Here is a 13,776-nt window from a genome sequence, read left to right as displayed (position 1 = left end):
CGACAACCCTAGTCATTGTTTAATTCCGGGGAGGAAAACATGAGAAGATTACTACTGAGTTCAACGGCAGCGGTACTGCTTGCTGGAACGGGCACGACATCCGCGCTCGCATGCGAACCGGACTACACCGGTGTCACGCTGACTGCCACGACGCAGACGGGACCTTATATCGCCTCTGCGCTGCAACTCGCGGCCAAGGGCTGGGAGGAAAAGACCTGCGGCAAGGTTAATGTGGTGGAATTTCCGTGGTCGGAACTCTATCCCAAGATCGTCACCTCGCTGACCTCGGGCGAAGACACGTTCGACGTGGTCGCCTTCGCGCCAGCCTGGGCGCCAGACTTCACCGATTTTCTCTCGGAAATGCCCAAGGCGATGCAATCGGGTGCCGATTGGGACGACATCGCTCCGGTTTACCGCGAGCAACTGATGGTCTGGAACGGCAAAGTGCTGTCACAGACCATGGATGGTGACGCGCATACCTATACCTACCGCATCGACCTTTTCGAGAACGCCGACAACCAGAAGGCCTTCAAGGCAAAGTATGGTCATGATCTCGCGCCGCCGAAAACCTGGAAGGAATATCTCGACATCGCCGAGTTCTTCCAGCAGCCGGACAAGGGCCTCTGGGGCACCGCGGAAGCCTTTCGCCGTGGTGGCCAGCAATTCTGGTTCCTGTTCAGTCACGTCGCCGGATACACCAGCCATCCCGACAATCCCGGCGGCATGTTCTTCGATCCCGACACGATGGATGCGCAGGTCAACAATCCGGGCTGGGTGCGCGGTCTGGAGGAATATATTCGCGCGTCGAAACTGGCCCCGCCAAATGCGCTGAACTTCTCGTTCGGCGAAGTGAACGCGGCCTTTGCCGGAGGCCAGGTCGCCGAGTCGATCGGCTGGGGCGATACCGGCGTCATTGCCGCCGATCCGAAGCAGTCGAAGGTTGCCGGTAGCGTCGGCTCGGCATCACTGCCGGGATCGGACGAAATCTGGAACTACAAGACCAAGAAGTGGGATAAGTTCGACCACGTCGTCCAGACCTCTTTCATGGCCTTCGGCGGTTGGCAGGCAGCCGTACCGTCGTCTTCCAAGAACCAGGAGGCGGCTTGGAACTATATCCAGTTCCTGACGAGCCCGGCAGTTTCCGGTCAGGCGGCGATCACCGGCGGCACAGGCGTCAATCCTTATCGTCTATCGCACACTACAAATACGGCGTTGTGGTCGAAGATATTCACCGAGCGTGAGGCAAAGGAATATCTTGGAAGCCAGAAGGACGCGGTAACCGCCAAGAACACCGCGCTCGACATGCGCCTGCCGGGCTATTTCTCCTATACGGAAATTCTTGAGATCGAGCTTTCCAAGGCATTGGCAGGAGAAGTGACGCCGCAGCAGGCGCTGGATACCGTGGCTGCCGGATGGAACAAGCTGACGGACGAGTTTGGCCGCGACAAGCAACTGGCAGCCTATCGTTCGTCGATGGGCCTGCCTGCAAAATAAACCCATCCGCAACATCCCATCCCGGCAGTGCCGGGATGGGATCAGGCATCGTTGAAAGAAGACGGAGACGATCGCCGCTTAGAACTGGCGATGGAATTCTCGTGAAAAGGTTACAGCATGTCCCAGGTGCGTTTGGATCAGGTCACCAAATCCTTTGGCAGCGTTGAGGTCATCCCTCCGCTCGATCTGGCAATTGCCGACAAGGAATTCGTGGTTCTCGTCGGGCCGTCCGGCTGCGGGAAGACAACCACCTTGCGGATGATCGCGGGGCTGGAACAGACGACATCAGGGGAAATCCGTATCGGCGAGCGCGACGTTACGGCGCTGCGTCCGGGTCTGCGCAATTGCTCGATGGTGTTTCAGAATTATGCGCTCTATCCGCATATGACAGTCGCCGAAAACATCGGCTACGGCATGAAGGTGCGCGGAACGCCGAAGCAGGACATCGATGCCGCCGTTGCAAATGCGGCGCGCATTCTCAATCTCGGTGCCTATTTGAAACGCAAGCCGAACGCGCTTTCGGGTGGTCAACGCCAACGTGTGGCGATTGGCCGGGCGATTGTCCGCCAGCCGGATGTGTTCCTGTTCGACGAACCATTGTCCAACCTCGACGCCAAATTGCGCATTGAAATGCGAACAGAAATCAAGCTGTTACACCGCCGACTTAAAACCACGATCGTCTACGTTACGCACGATCAGGTAGAGGCGATGACGATGGCAGATCGGGTCGTGGTTATGAATCAAGGGCGGATCGAGCAGGCCGCTGATCCGATCACCCTATATGAATCCCCGAAGAACCTCTTTGTCGCTGCCTTCATCGGCTCGCCCAGCATGAATTTCATCGAGGGCCGACTTGTGCAAACCTCCGGTGGAATTGCCTTCCAAGCCGAGGGTGACGTCGACATTGCGATTCCTGCGCAAAGAGCCGAGCGCCTTTCGGCGGCAGTGGGACAGTCCGTGGTTCTCGGAATCCGACCGGAACATACGATGGTCAGGGATCCAAACGCTTCGACTGTGAGCCTCCATGTCGCCGATATCGAGCCCCTCGGTCCATACACACTGGCGATCGGCAAGGTCGGGTCAGCAGCCTTTACTGCCCAAATCGACGCATCCTCGCGCGTTGGCCCGGATGACAGGATCAGCGTTCCAATTGATCCCCAAAAAATGCACTTCTTCCTTAAAAGTACCGGAGACACGGTCGGCTAAGAACCACCGCGACCCTATACAGCGATCCATCAAAGGACATGCGGAGATCGCGATCTGCTCGGTATGAATTCAAAGATGCGTGGCATTGGCAGCGCTGCATAGGCGCGAAAGCGCGTCGCGCAAAAGGAGAAATGCCCCTCTCCGGAACTGGAGAGGGGCAACATCATTACCTGTTGGCCGCGACCGGGCGGACCAACGGGGTGACGCGGCGAATGGTGACGCGGCGGTTTTCCTGCTCGGGGCCCGACGTGTTGACCTTCAGATACTGCTCACCATAACCCTGCGTCGCGAGGTTCTCCGGCGCGATGCCGTAGACGTCGGTGAGCACGTTGGCGACCGATTCCGCCCGCTGGTCGGACAGGAGGAGGTTGCTCTGGTCTGAGCCAACAGCATCGGTATGCCCCTCGATCAGGAAGGTCTCGCTCGGATCCTTCTGGAGCACCTGGCTGATCGCGTCGGCGACCTTGCGCAACGTGCGCGCCTGGGTCATCGGAATCTCGGCGCTACCGGTCGCGAAGGTGATCGTGTCGAGGTCGATGCGGCGCACCTTGTCGCGGATACGGGCCGAATACTTCACCTCATCAAGCGAGTAGACGCGTTCCACAGGCTCGACTGGCGGCTCGCTCAGGAACTCGTAATAGTCCCGGTTCGGGTCGCTGCGCGTGTCGATGATGTAGTCGCTGAGCGGTACGCGCAGCCGCATCGGCGGCAGGTCGGCGCCCGGATCCTCGAAATAGTCGCGGTCCGGATCGTCATAGAGGTCCTGCGAATAATAGAGCACGTCCTCGCGCCCACGGGCGTCGACGCGCGACCGCTGGATGATGTCGCCGTAGCGGTTGCGGATCGTCACGATGCGGTAGCCTTCCGGCCGCGTGATCGTCTCACGGTAGCGGTCGCCTGAAAGCTCCTCGTAGCTCGGCCGTTCGCCGTCGCGCAGGAAGCGCCGGTCGTCGTCGCCGCGCACGATCGTCCTGTTGTCGTACTGGATGATCACCCGGCTGTCGTCGTCGCCGCGGTCGTCGAAGCGCGCGCCGTCGGGACGGACGAATTGCGGCCGCTCATCGAGCTTCCTGCCCTTCTCGCGGGTCACCGCCTCGAGCTTGACCGGCGCCGTCGCCTGGCCGCCGGTGGCAGCCTGCGCATCGGCATCCGAGGTCGGAACCTTCACTTCCTGGCTGTCGGCGCGCTGCCGGTCGCGGTCGCGGCGGCCTTCGCGGCCCTTGCTGCGGTCGGCATCCTTGTCGCTGTCGAGCACGGCTGCGCCGTTCTCGACCGGCAGAACGACGGTCTCATTGCTCTTGGCCGGATCTGCAGCGATCTTCTTGCGGCGCTCCAGTTCCTCGGGGGAAACCTTTTCCGGTGCCGGAATAGCCTGCTCCACCTGCTGGCCACCGCTGGCGTCCGGCTGCGGCTGGGCAGTGCCAGTCGCGGGCGCGGCCGGCGGGGCGCCGGTGGGCTGCTCGCCGGCGGGCTTTGCCGCCGTGCCGTCCTTCGGCTTCTCGGCCGGCGCGGCTTCCGGTGCTGCCGCCTTGTCTTCGGTCGTCTTAGCCGCAGGGGCATTTTCTGCAGGTGTTGCAGTCTCGCCCTTTGTCGGCTTCTGCTTGGCAGGCGCCTCGGCTGCGGGTTTCATCTCTGGCTTCGCTTCGGGCTTGGCCTGTTCTTCGGTCGGTGTCACCGCCTCGGGAGCGGCAGTCTCAGCCTTGCCCTTGCCTTTATCTTTGCCCTGGGCCTTATCCTGCCCCTTCTCCCGCTTGCCGCCTTCCGGCTTGACTTCAGGTTGTGCCTGTTCCGTTTCCGGCTGAGCTTCCTTTGCTGCCGGCTGCTGTTCGGGCTGAGGCTGAGCCTCCGGCTCGGCCTGCTGCGTCTCCTGCTTCTTCGGCTTCTTCGGCTTTTCCTGCGTTACCGGCTGCTCTTCCTGCTGCGGCGCGGCCTCCGGCTTTGCATCGGGCTGGGCCTGCTGTTTGGCTTTCCGCTCGGGCTTGCTTTCAGGCTGCTCCGCGGGCGCCTCCTTCGGTGCCTCCGCCTTCGGCGCTTCCGGCTCTGCCTTGGGTTCAGGTGCTTCCTTCCGCTCGGCCTTCGGCTTTTCGGCGGGCGCTTCCTGCTGCGCCGGCTTCTCGGCGGCCGGCGCCTGTTCGGCCGGGGCTTCCCCCTGTCCCTTGTGCTTTTTCTTCTTCAGCAACTCCTCCTCGGAAGGCGCATCCTGCGCCACCTCGAAGCTACCCGGCTCGACCTGCCGCACGGCCGCGGCCTGCGTCGCAACGTCGCGTACGGCCGCCATCGCCGATGCCGGCTGCAGCGCCAGCGAAAGAGAAAGCAGCGGAAAAGCCGCGCTCGCGAACAATCTTGATTTCATGCCCATCGGGTTTCCTCGATCCTGTTTGAGCTTCTTGAAGGCCGCAAGGCCCTGGTTCCGCCCCTAGCTTCGCATTGAGGCGAAACGGCGGAATGGCAATCGCCCAGCCGCCGATTTGTTCCGGTTCTAGGGAGGTCGGGATTAACCTCGCGTGAATGTTGCAGTCTGCCGACGTTCATCTCGCCCGCTATTTGCACCGCCCAATTGCGGTGGGATTTGTGTTGCAATTCCATGAAAAAAAGTCTGATTATCGCCGCAAGGCGGTCTCAGCACCGTTGAACTGCGGCCGTCAGCCCAAGAGAAAAAGGAGCGACGGCTACCAACAGAGAGGATCCTCATGCATATCTCCACCAGTATTTTCGCGGCAGCCTCGATCGCGGCGATGTCCCTTTTTGCCGGCTCGGCCATGGCCGATGGCGAGAAGTACGTGATCGGCACCGATTCGACCTATCCGCCCTTCGAATTCGTCGATGCCAGCGGCACGATCCAGGGTTTTGACATCGACATCGCCAAGGCGCTCTGCGCCGAGATGAAGGCGGAATGTACCTTCGTCAGCACCGACTGGGACGGCATCATCCCGGCGCTCAACGCCAAGAAGTTCGACATGATCGTTTCCTCCATGTCGATCACACCGGAGCGTCTGAAGCTCGTCGACTTCTCCAACAAGTACTACAACACTCCGCCGGCAATCGCCGTGCCGAAGGATTCGACGATCGCGGATGTCGCCGGCCTGAAGGGCAAGGTGATCGGCGCGCAGACCTCGACGACTCACGCCAACTATGCCGAGAAGCATCTCGCCGACACCGAGCTGAAGCTCTACCCGACGGCTGATGAATACAAGCTGGACGTTGCCAGCGGCCGTGTCGATGCCGTCATCGACGACGTCGTCGTTCTCTCCGAATGGGTCAAGTCCGACGCCGGCGCCTGCTGCAAGATCCTGACGACGCTGCCGGTCGACAAGGAAATCAACGGCAACGGCGCAGGCATCGCCATCCGTCAGGGCGATCCGCTCAAGGAAAAGCTGAACACGGCGATCGCCGCGATCCGCGCCAGCGGTGAATACAAGAAGATCCAGGACAAGTACTTCGACTTCGACGTTTACGGCGAATAAGAAATTCGGTATCTGGCCGAGGAAGGTAATGGCGGAAGGCTTGCTCTTCCGCCATTTTTGTTTGACAAAGATGGCAAGATCAAAACGGCAAAAGCCGTGAGGGGAATTTACGCATGGGCGGATTATTTTCCGCGCTCGGCTCCTTCTGGAGCTGGATTGTGCACATTTTCGATCCGCTATGCGGACCCGTTGGCATCTTTACCTGGTTGGGTCAGTCGACGATTCTTGCCTGTGGCGATACCGGCTGGGGCGATGAGATCGCGCTTGGCCTGCAGGTCACGATTTCGGTGGCGATCGTCACCCTGCCGATCGGCCTCGTCATCGGCTTCCTGGTAGCGCTCGGCCAGCAGTCGGAGGAAAAGTCGCTGCGGCTGGCGGCCGGTATCTACACGACGATCTTCCGTGGCCTGCCGGAGCTTCTGACGCTCTTCATCATCTATTACGGCATGCAGATGCTCATCCAGTCTCTGCTGACCTTCGTCGGCTATGACGGGCCGCCCGTCGAGATCAATGCCTTCCTCGCCGGTGTCATCGCGCTTTCGGTCGTCTTCTCCGCCTACTGTTCGGAGGTGCTGCTCTCGGCCTTCCGCGCCATTCCCAAGGGACAATATGAGGCGGGAGATTCGCTCGGCCTGCATCGCGGCCGCACGCTGCGCCTGGTCATCCTGCCGCAACTCGTGCGCATCGCGCTGCCGGGCCTGACGAACCTCTGGATGGTGCTGCTGAAAGACACCTCCTACGTCTCGATCATCAGCCTTGCCGATATCCTCCGCCAGACGAGTGTCGCCGTGCGCGTGACCAAGGAACCCTTCTTCTTCTATGGCCTGGCCTGTTGCCTCTATCTGGTGCTCGCCATCCTCTCCTCCTTCCTGCTCGTCTATGTCGAGCGTTGGGCCAAGCGTTCGGAGATCAGTCGATGAGCTATGCCGAAACGCTGATTCCACCGCAGCCCGCGCCCCGCGAGGTGATGAAACCGATGACGCCGGCGCGCATGGCCGGCTATATCTTCGTCGCCGTCTGGGCTCTGCTGGCAGCGCTTCTTGTCTTTTCCGTCGTCAATGGCTGGGATCCGGAAAAATTCACCCGTTACGGTCCGCGCTACCTCCATGGTCTCTGGATAACGCTGAGCCTCGTTTTCATTTCCGTCATCTGCGGCGCCATCCTGTCGCTGCCGCTTGCCGTGGCGCGCATGTCGAAGAACCGGGTACTGAATGCGCTGGCCTACAGCTACATCTATTTCTTCCGCGGCACGCCGCTGCTTGCCCAACTGTTCCTGGTCTATTACGGCCTCGGCATATTCCGGCCGCAGCTTGAGGCCGTCGGCATCTGGTGGTTCTTCCGAGATGCCTGGTATTGCGGCCTGTTTGCCATGACCATCAATACCGCGGCCTATCAGGCCGAAATTCTGCGCGGCGCGATCGAAAGCGTGTCGCATGGCCAGCACGAGGCGGCCGCCGCACTCGGAATCCACAAGTTCATCGCTTTCCGGAAAATCATCCTGCCACAGGCTCTCATCGTCGCGCTTCGCCCTTATGGCAACGAGATCATCCTTCTGATCAAGGGCTCGGCGGTCGTCGCCATCATTACCGTCCTCGACCTGATGGGCGAAACTCGCTACGCCTTCTCCCGCACCTTCGACTACCAGACCTATCTCTGGGCGGCGATCTTCTATCTCGTCATCGTCGAGGCCTTACGCCATCTCTGGGCCTGGATCGAACGCCGCCTGACCCGGCATCTCAAGCGCTGATGCGTGACGCCGAAACGCATGTCGCAGTTTTGGGATAAGCGCGTGCATGAGACAAAGCCGACTTGGCAGCACTCTCGGCATGATGCTGCCAAGTCATTGATATAAAAAATAAATTGTCCTTTTATGAAGTATCTGTAAAGATTTCATTAACCACTCGCATGTTTCCATATCACGTAGCGCTAATAAGCGCGCGAGTGGGAACAAGAAGAAGTGGAATGCGATGCACAAGGACATGGAAAAACAATTGCAGGGCTACGGTCTTACGACCGCCCAGATCCTCTACCACCTGCCGGACCACCCGGCGATCCTGCAGACCTATGTCTGGCAGGACTACGATCTCGCCCCCGATTTTCCCGAAATGCGCGGCTTCCTGAAATTCTGGGAAGAGAAGCTCGACGGGCCGCTGCATTCGGTGCGCTACATCCACCGCAAGCTGATCTCGGCAACCGAGTGGCGGGCGCTGAAGGGCGAGTTCATCCTGCACTGATCGGCTCTGCAGCAGGCTGCCGAAAAGTGTGAGCGGTTCGGGCGGCATGTTCTGACCGCGTCAGACATGCGCCTCGCCATGACCGAATTCGCCTTCGTCGCGATCCGGGCGAAGCGCGAAAGCGAGCATGCCGAGATAGAAGGCGACGACAATGGCAATGACTGCAAGGCCGGGAACCGGCCCGAGCACGGCATTGTCGATGACATAGGCCCATGACTGCGCCTGCAGCGCCGGCATGCCCTCCGTCTGCAGTTTCGGCGTCGAGATCTTCAGGCACCAGGCGAGCAACAGGATGAAATACATCCAGCCGTAATTGCGTTTGAGCCGGCGGTGCATCGCCTCCTGATAGCTGAGCAGGAAGCGCGGTTTGCGCAGGCTACGGGCGACCACCATCGCCCATTCGCCGCCGGCCCCGGCCTCCGGCGCCAGAATCTCGGCGAAATAGCAGCGCTCGATCTGGCGAATGCGGGCACGGTAGATATCGAAGAAGCGGTAACGCCGCGCCTCGATCATCAGCAGCAGCGTCACCAGCATCATCCCGAACAGCAGCACTCCATGATGCGAAGTCGGCGTCGACAGCGACACCGAAAGCAGTGCTGCGACCACGGTGATCGCCCAGTTGGAGGTTCGGTCGATGCGGTCGCGCCAACTTGTCATCCGTCCGAGTTCACCGCGGTAATAATGAATGAGCGTGTTCGTAACCTCGCCTGGTGTACTTGGCAGCAAAGGCCGTGCACCCTCTCCTTCCCGTACCAATGACGTCCTGTCTTCCTTCATTTTCATGGCTCGTTCCTCCCTTCGTCTTCTTTTCAGCCATTCTGCGCCCGCAAGCGCGCCATTGCAAAACATCGAAAGCAGCCTTAGACGCATGCTTGAAACAAAAGGACGATGGACTGCTATGGCAAAGAAGATCGACGAAGAAGCCCTTGGCGAGGCCTATAACCGGGCGCTGGCGCTGGAAAAGGCCGGCGATGTCGACGCGGCCGTTGCAGCCTATGAGGAAGTCTTGGCAATCGATCCCGACGATCACGGCGGTGCGGCCGTGCGCATCGCCGCGATGGGCCGCGGCGAGACGCCGGTCAGGGCGCCCGACGCCTATGTCGAGACCTTGTTCGACCAGCATGCCGAGGTTTTCGAGGACGTGCTCGTCGAGCAGCTCGGCTATCATGTGCCGATGCTGGTGCGCCAGCGACTGCAGACGCTGAAACTCGGACCGTTCAAGCGACTGCTCGATCTCGGCTGCGGCACAGGTCTCACCGGCGGCGCACTGCGCGATCTCTGCGCTGACATGACCGGCATCGATCTATCGGAGAAGATGGTCGAGATCGCCCATGAGAAGGATCTTTACGAGACGCTCTTCGTCGCCGAGGTCGAGGATTTCCTCGACGACAACGATGAGGAAGCCTTCGACATCATCACCGCCACCGACGTGCTGCCCTATCTCGGCGCACTCGAACCGCTGTTCTTCGGCGCCGCCGAGAACCTGACGCCGGGCGGCCTGTTCATCTTCTCCTCGGAGACCCTGCCCGAGGAAATCCTCGCCGGCCGCGCCTACATGGTCGGGCCGCACCAGCGCTTCGCCCATGCCGACGCCTATGTAAGAGAACGCCTGACGGCCACCGGTTTCGAACTCGTCGAGATATCGGATATCAACGTGCGTATGGAAGACGGCCAGCCGACACCCGGCCATCTGGTCATCGCTCGCTATATCGGCTGACGGATACTTGCACGATTGGCGAAGTATCTATTGCCTGAGACGTCGCAACCTGATAGTTAGTCGATCGGTAAAGTTTACCGCAACGATAGGAAAGGTTGCCGCATGTCGCTCGTGCTCTATGGGCATCCGCTCGCCTCCTTCTGCCACAAAGTGCTGATCGCGCTTTATGAAAACGCCACCCCCTTCGAAAATCGCATCGTCGACCTTTCCGATGAGACCTCACGCGCCGATCTTTTCCGTTTCTGGCCGATCGGCAAGATGCCGCTGCTCCGGGACGAGGCGCGCGACAGCACCATTCCCGAGACATCGATCATCATCGAATATCTCGAGCAATATTATCCCGGCCCCGTTCGCCTGCTGCCGCCAGAGATCGACCGGGTGCTCCAGGTCCGCCTCTGGGACCGCTTCTTCGACCATTATGTCCAGGCGCCGATGCAGACGCTCGTCAGCAATCGCCGGCGGCCCGAGGGCGCGGCTGACGAAATCGAGGTAGCTGCCGCCAAGACAACGCTCGCCACCGCCTATGCGATGATCGAAAAGCAACTCGCCGACAAGCAATGGATATCAGGCGACGCCCTCACCATGGCTGATTGCGCCGCAGCGCCTGCTCTCTTCTATGCCGAGACGCTCATCCCCTTCACTCAGGAACAGCCGAACCTGCGCGCCTATTATGATCGACTGCTGGCGCGCCCGTCCTTTGCACGGGTTCTGGAAGAGGCCCGCCCCTACTTCAAGTTCTACCCCTACAAAGACAGGCTGCCGGTCCGCTTCCAGGATACGGCGGGATGATCGAAAGCCAGGCAGATCTCGACCGTATGTTCCATGCGCTTTCCGATCGCAGCCGCCGCGGCATGATCGATCGCCTCGGCCGCGGCCCGGCCTCCGTTACCGAACTGGCCGCACCGCTCGCGGTTGCCTTGCCGACGGTGATGAAACATCTGCAGGTGCTGGAGGAGAGCGGCCTCGTGCTCTCCGAAAAATCCGGCCGGGTGCGAACCTATCGCCTGCAGCAGGATGCGCTTGCCACCGTCGAACGCTGGGTGGAACAGCGAAAGGTCCGCTGGACCACCGCCTTCGACAGGCTGGATCAATTTCTCGCCGATGAAACAAAGGGCCTTCCCGAATGACGACACGATCCGCCGAACATGCCACCCTCGTCATCGAGCGCCATTTGAAAGCGCCGGTTGCCCGCGTCTTCCGTGCCTGGTCGGCGCCGGAGGCCAAGCGCCAATGGTTTGCCTGCCATGGTGACTGGGTGCCGCTCGACTACCGGCTCGATTTCCGCCCCGGCGGCACGGAAAGAAACCACGTCGCCGATACCGACGGCCTTCTGCACGCCTATGACGCCCATTACATCGATATCGTACCCGATACCCGCATCATCTATGCCTATGAAATGAAGCTCGGTGAAACCCGCATCTCCGCCTCGTTGACCACCGTCGCCTTCGACGCCGAACCCGGCGGCACCAGAATGGTCTTCACAGAGCAGGTGGTCTTCCTCGACGGCTACGCCGACAACGGCGCCCGCCTCCAGGGCACCGAAATCGGCCTCGACAATCTGGAACTCTTCCTCGAGCGCGAGGAAAGCCAGATTCATTGACGTCAGGCGATCTGCCAGGGGTCAAGCGTTGCTTGATTTCTTCTGCGAGCCGGCCGTGCGCGTTGAAGTATTGAGTGTGACGGCACTCCGAATGAGCGCCTTCAACGCCTCCTCGTCGATCTCGTCGCCCTCGTGGAAATCGATGGCGCGCCTGACATTGCCGTCAAGGCTGGAATTGAAGAGGCCTGAGGGATCCGCCAGCGAGGCGCCTTTGGCGAAGGTCAGCTTCACCACGCTCTTATAGGTCTCGCCGGTGCAGATGATGCCGGCGCGCTCCCAGACCGGAACGCCTCTCCACTTCCATTCCTCGACCACCTCGGGCTCGGCCTGCCGGATGAGCATGCGGACGCGGGCAAGCATCTCGCCCCGCCAATCGTGCAGTTCCTCGATCCTCGCATCGATCAGCTGAGAGGGAGAGGCTCCCTCGTTTCCTTCCCTGGAATCGCTCTTCTTCATGACTGCTGTCGCTTTCTTCATGGTTGTCGTTGCTGGGTGCCGGCCTGGCTTCCGCTCACATCCGTTCGCCCGGCAATTGGCTGGCCTGCTCCACCCAGGCGGCGAGCCGGGCTTCGTCGATTTGGTCGTTCTCGCGGATGTCGAGGTAGCGCACTTCCTTCTGTTTGGATTGGCCGGGCGGCAGAGGATGCAGCGACGTGCCGCGGAAGAAAGCCACCTTGACGTATTTCGTGAAGCAATGAACGCCGAGGAACCAGCCCTGCCCTTCAATGCCGTAAAGGGGCGAATTCCATTTGACGGCCTTGTATACGCCGGGCACCGTGCGCGTGATCAACACATCCAGGCGGTGCCCGACGTCGCCTTTCCAGCCCGGCATGGCGGCGATATAGGCTTGCACCGGAGCGTCGCCGTAACCCTTGGCGATCTGAGGGTTGCCGCCGGAGAGAAGGGTCGGCTCCCCGGTGGCCGGCTTGGCCGCTGCCTTCTTGGTGACCTTCGCTTCGGTCTTGGACGTCTTGCCGGCCATCGCCTTCACTCCTATCCGCCATTGCGTCCCGCGCCGCGCCATCGGGTGGCATATGGCAGGACGAACAAGTAGAGACCGGTAAGCAGGAGCAAGGTGAGCGGCAACAGCGCCAAGAGGCCCACCCAGGCGGACGATTTCTCCTGCACCATGGCGATGATATTGGCGATGACCGCCACCGTAAAGGCAATGGACAGCCATCGGTGGATCTGGCGAAACCAGTTGTTCCAGTTCAATTGGGACCTCCTCCTCGAAATGAGCCTTGAAGATGGGCTGCTTGCCGGGCGGGCGCCTCTCACTCTGTCCGCGCGAGAATCTGCTCCAGCTTTTCGAAGAACTGCGGCCAGCCGCTCCTGGCGCCTCCATAGGCCTGCCGCTGATCCGGCCGGAAACCCGACTGCTCCATGCGCAGATGCGTGCCCGTGCCCGTCGGCGTGAGCGTCCAGGTGACGACGGTTTCGAGGCCATAGGCGTCCCAGCTATAAGCGAGCGTCTTGTTCGGCTCGACCTCTAGAACCCGGCAGTCGACCGAGCCCCAATCGGCATTGAAGTTGAAACGGTGGTCGACGACCGGTTTGAAGTCACTCTTCATCAGCCACTCCTGGATCAGGTGCGGCTGGGTGAGCGCGCGCCAGATCTTGTCCGTGGGAAAAGGCATCTCCCGTTCGATCACGACGGAACGTGTTTCGGTCGATATATAGGTCATGGATCCATCCTCTTCAGCAAATCTTCGAGCGCGTCGAAACGGCTTTGCCAGAAGCCAGCCATCTCACTTGTCCAGTCGACCAGTGGCGCCAGCGCACCGAGCTGGGCACTATAATGCGTCTGGCGACCTTCGTGGCGGTCGCGCACCAATCCGGCCTGCTTCAGGATTCCGAGATGTTTTGAAACGACCGGTTGCGAGACCCCTGCCCGCGCCGTCAGAGCTCCGACCGTCTTTTCTCCTTCACGGCACAGCCGCTCGAAAAGCGCCCTCCGGGTCGGGTCGGCGAGCGTTCTGAAGAGCATGTCCTGAGCGTTCGACATCTACGATCCATACCTCAATAGCTATGATTCATACGTATAGCCATAGAGATATGAGT

General features: G+C 60.6%; 17 protein-coding genes. 10 read left to right on the top strand and 7 right to left on the bottom strand.

Features of this window, described 5'->3' with window-relative positions; translation table 11 throughout:
* Positions 1–39: 39 nt before the first annotated feature.
* Both FHT69_RS05600 and FHT69_RS05595 read left to right on the top strand, forming a co-directional pair.
* The gene (locus tag FHT69_RS05600; RefSeq protein ID WP_063475030.1) at positions 40–1,494 is read left to right on the top strand and encodes an ABC transporter substrate-binding protein; all 1,455 of its coding nucleotides are present in this window, start codon (positions 40–42) and stop codon (positions 1,492–1,494) included.
* A gap of 117 nt (positions 1,495–1,611) precedes the next feature.
* Positions 1,612–2,700, top strand: a complete 1,089-nt coding sequence (locus FHT69_RS05595; RefSeq protein ID WP_047610162.1) for an ABC transporter ATP-binding protein — start codon at positions 1,612–1,614, stop codon at positions 2,698–2,700.
* A gap of 166 nt (positions 2,701–2,866) precedes the next feature.
* Here the strand turns inward: FHT69_RS05595 and FHT69_RS05590 are convergent, their stop codons facing one another.
* Positions 2,867–5,059 (bottom strand): OmpA family protein, encoded by a 2,193-nt coding sequence (locus FHT69_RS05590; protein ID WP_183905068.1) that lies wholly within the window; start codon positions 5,057–5,059, stop codon positions 2,867–2,869.
* A 331-nt stretch (positions 5,060–5,390) separates the two neighbouring features.
* Between FHT69_RS05590 and FHT69_RS05585 the strand changes: the two genes are divergently transcribed.
* The 4 genes from FHT69_RS05585 (at position 5,391) to FHT69_RS05570 (ending at position 8,398) form a co-directional block, all read left to right on the top strand.
* Positions 5,391–6,164, top strand: a complete 774-nt coding sequence (locus FHT69_RS05585) for a transporter substrate-binding domain-containing protein (protein WP_183905067.1) — start codon at positions 5,391–5,393, stop codon at positions 6,162–6,164.
* Between the two features lie 113 nt (positions 6,165–6,277).
* Positions 6,278–7,084: an ABC transporter permease gene (locus FHT69_RS05580; RefSeq protein ID WP_047610168.1), complete on the top strand. Its 807-nt coding sequence runs from the start codon at positions 6,278–6,280 to the stop codon at positions 7,082–7,084.
* The gene (locus FHT69_RS05575; RefSeq protein ID WP_063475034.1) at positions 7,081–7,911 is read left to right on the top strand and encodes an ABC transporter permease; all 831 of its coding nucleotides are present in this window, start codon (positions 7,081–7,083) and stop codon (positions 7,909–7,911) included. Before FHT69_RS05580 ends, FHT69_RS05575 begins: the two co-directional genes overlap by 4 nt.
* A gap of 220 nt (positions 7,912–8,131) precedes the next feature.
* Entirely contained in the window at positions 8,132–8,398 is a 267-nt protein-coding gene (locus tag FHT69_RS05570) for an usg protein (RefSeq protein WP_018242327.1), read from the top strand.
* Positions 8,399–8,458: 60 nt separating this feature from the next.
* Here the strand turns inward: FHT69_RS05570 and FHT69_RS05565 are convergent, their stop codons facing one another.
* A complete protein-coding gene (locus tag FHT69_RS05565; RefSeq protein ID WP_063475036.1) occupies positions 8,459–9,181 on the bottom strand; it encodes a DUF2270 domain-containing protein in 723 nt (240 codons plus the stop codon).
* 115 nt (positions 9,182–9,296) lie between these two features.
* On the opposite strand from FHT69_RS05565, the gene FHT69_RS05560 reads away from it, so the two are divergent.
* The 4 genes from FHT69_RS05560 (at position 9,297) to FHT69_RS05545 (ending at position 11,715) form a co-directional block, all read left to right on the top strand.
* Positions 9,297–10,115: a class I SAM-dependent DNA methyltransferase gene (locus tag FHT69_RS05560; RefSeq protein ID WP_047610172.1), complete on the top strand. Its 819-nt coding sequence runs from the start codon at positions 9,297–9,299 to the stop codon at positions 10,113–10,115.
* Positions 10,116–10,217: 102 nt separating this feature from the next.
* Positions 10,218–10,904, top strand: a complete 687-nt coding sequence (locus FHT69_RS05555) for a glutathione S-transferase family protein (protein WP_183905066.1) — start codon at positions 10,218–10,220, stop codon at positions 10,902–10,904.
* The gene (locus tag FHT69_RS05550; protein ID WP_047610177.1) at positions 10,901–11,242 is read left to right on the top strand and encodes an ArsR/SmtB family transcription factor; all 342 of its coding nucleotides are present in this window, start codon (positions 10,901–10,903) and stop codon (positions 11,240–11,242) included. Before FHT69_RS05555 ends, FHT69_RS05550 begins: the two co-directional genes overlap by 4 nt.
* Positions 11,239–11,715 (top strand): SRPBCC family protein, encoded by a 477-nt coding sequence (locus FHT69_RS05545; RefSeq protein WP_168333203.1) that lies wholly within the window; start codon positions 11,239–11,241, stop codon positions 11,713–11,715. The genes FHT69_RS05550 and FHT69_RS05545 overlap by 4 nt, the downstream gene beginning before the upstream one ends.
* A gap of 21 nt (positions 11,716–11,736) precedes the next feature.
* Here FHT69_RS05545 and FHT69_RS05540 read toward each other — a convergent pair whose 3' ends face one another.
* From FHT69_RS05540 to FHT69_RS05520, 5 genes are read right to left on the bottom strand one after another with little or no spacing between them, the layout of a single operon-like run.
* Entirely contained in the window at positions 11,737–12,192 is a 456-nt protein-coding gene (locus FHT69_RS05540) for a DUF1801 domain-containing protein (protein ID WP_183905065.1), read from the bottom strand.
* A 34-nt stretch (positions 12,193–12,226) separates the two neighbouring features.
* Positions 12,227–12,697, bottom strand: a complete 471-nt coding sequence (locus FHT69_RS05535; protein ID WP_183905064.1) for a DUF1801 domain-containing protein — start codon at positions 12,695–12,697, stop codon at positions 12,227–12,229.
* An 11-nt stretch (positions 12,698–12,708) separates the two neighbouring features.
* Complete coding sequence (locus FHT69_RS05530; protein WP_097594308.1) at positions 12,709–12,930, bottom strand: hypothetical protein; 222 nt, start codon at positions 12,928–12,930, stop codon at positions 12,709–12,711.
* A 59-nt stretch (positions 12,931–12,989) separates the two neighbouring features.
* Positions 12,990–13,400: an SRPBCC domain-containing protein gene (locus FHT69_RS05525; RefSeq protein ID WP_097594307.1), complete on the bottom strand. Its 411-nt coding sequence runs from the start codon at positions 13,398–13,400 to the stop codon at positions 12,990–12,992.
* The gene (locus FHT69_RS05520) at positions 13,397–13,720 is read right to left on the bottom strand and encodes an ArsR/SmtB family transcription factor (RefSeq protein WP_183905063.1); all 324 of its coding nucleotides are present in this window, start codon (positions 13,718–13,720) and stop codon (positions 13,397–13,399) included. Before FHT69_RS05520 ends, FHT69_RS05525 begins: the two co-directional genes overlap by 4 nt.
* Positions 13,721–13,776: the final 56 nt, after the last annotated feature.

The organism is Rhizobium sp. BK008 (genome assembly GCF_014197345.1).
Classification (GTDB): Bacteria; Pseudomonadota; Alphaproteobacteria; order Rhizobiales; family Rhizobiaceae; genus Rhizobium; species Rhizobium anhuiense.
The sequence above is the reverse complement of the archived record's forward strand: the minus strand, read 5'-3'. Positions and strand labels throughout refer to the sequence as shown.

Excerpts from the sequence above, each read along its gene's own strand:
- FHT69_RS05600 (WP_063475030.1), top strand. The coding sequence starts at position 40 with ATGAGAAGATTACTACTGAGTTCAACGGCAGCGGTACTGCTTGCTGGA.
- FHT69_RS05595 (WP_047610162.1), top strand. The coding sequence starts at position 1,612 with ATGTCCCAGGTGCGTTTGGATCAGGTCACCAAATCCTTTGGCAGCGTT.
- FHT69_RS05590 (WP_183905068.1), bottom strand. The coding sequence starts at position 5,059 with ATGGGCATGAAATCAAGATTGTTCGCGAGCGCGGCTTTTCCGCTGCTT.
- FHT69_RS05585 (WP_183905067.1), top strand. The coding sequence starts at position 5,391 with ATGCATATCTCCACCAGTATTTTCGCGGCAGCCTCGATCGCGGCGATG.
- FHT69_RS05580 (WP_047610168.1), top strand. The coding sequence starts at position 6,278 with ATGGGCGGATTATTTTCCGCGCTCGGCTCCTTCTGGAGCTGGATTGTG.
- FHT69_RS05575 (WP_063475034.1), top strand. The coding sequence starts at position 7,081 with ATGAGCTATGCCGAAACGCTGATTCCACCGCAGCCCGCGCCCCGCGAG.
- FHT69_RS05570 (WP_018242327.1), top strand. The coding sequence starts at position 8,132 with ATGCACAAGGACATGGAAAAACAATTGCAGGGCTACGGTCTTACGACC.
- FHT69_RS05565 (WP_063475036.1), bottom strand. The coding sequence starts at position 9,181 with ATGAAAATGAAGGAAGACAGGACGTCATTGGTACGGGAAGGAGAGGGT.
- FHT69_RS05560 (WP_047610172.1), top strand. The coding sequence starts at position 9,297 with ATGGCAAAGAAGATCGACGAAGAAGCCCTTGGCGAGGCCTATAACCGG.
- FHT69_RS05555 (WP_183905066.1), top strand. The coding sequence starts at position 10,218 with ATGTCGCTCGTGCTCTATGGGCATCCGCTCGCCTCCTTCTGCCACAAA.
- FHT69_RS05550 (WP_047610177.1), top strand. The coding sequence starts at position 10,901 with ATGATCGAAAGCCAGGCAGATCTCGACCGTATGTTCCATGCGCTTTCC.
- FHT69_RS05545 (WP_168333203.1), top strand. The coding sequence starts at position 11,239 with ATGACGACACGATCCGCCGAACATGCCACCCTCGTCATCGAGCGCCAT.
- FHT69_RS05540 (WP_183905065.1), bottom strand. The coding sequence starts at position 12,192 with ATGAAGAAAGCGACAGCAGTCATGAAGAAGAGCGATTCCAGGGAAGGA.
- FHT69_RS05535 (WP_183905064.1), bottom strand. The coding sequence starts at position 12,697 with ATGGCCGGCAAGACGTCCAAGACCGAAGCGAAGGTCACCAAGAAGGCA.
- FHT69_RS05525 (WP_097594307.1), bottom strand. The coding sequence starts at position 13,400 with ATGACCTATATATCGACCGAAACACGTTCCGTCGTGATCGAACGGGAG.
- FHT69_RS05520 (WP_183905063.1), bottom strand. The coding sequence starts at position 13,720 with ATGTCGAACGCTCAGGACATGCTCTTCAGAACGCTCGCCGACCCGACC.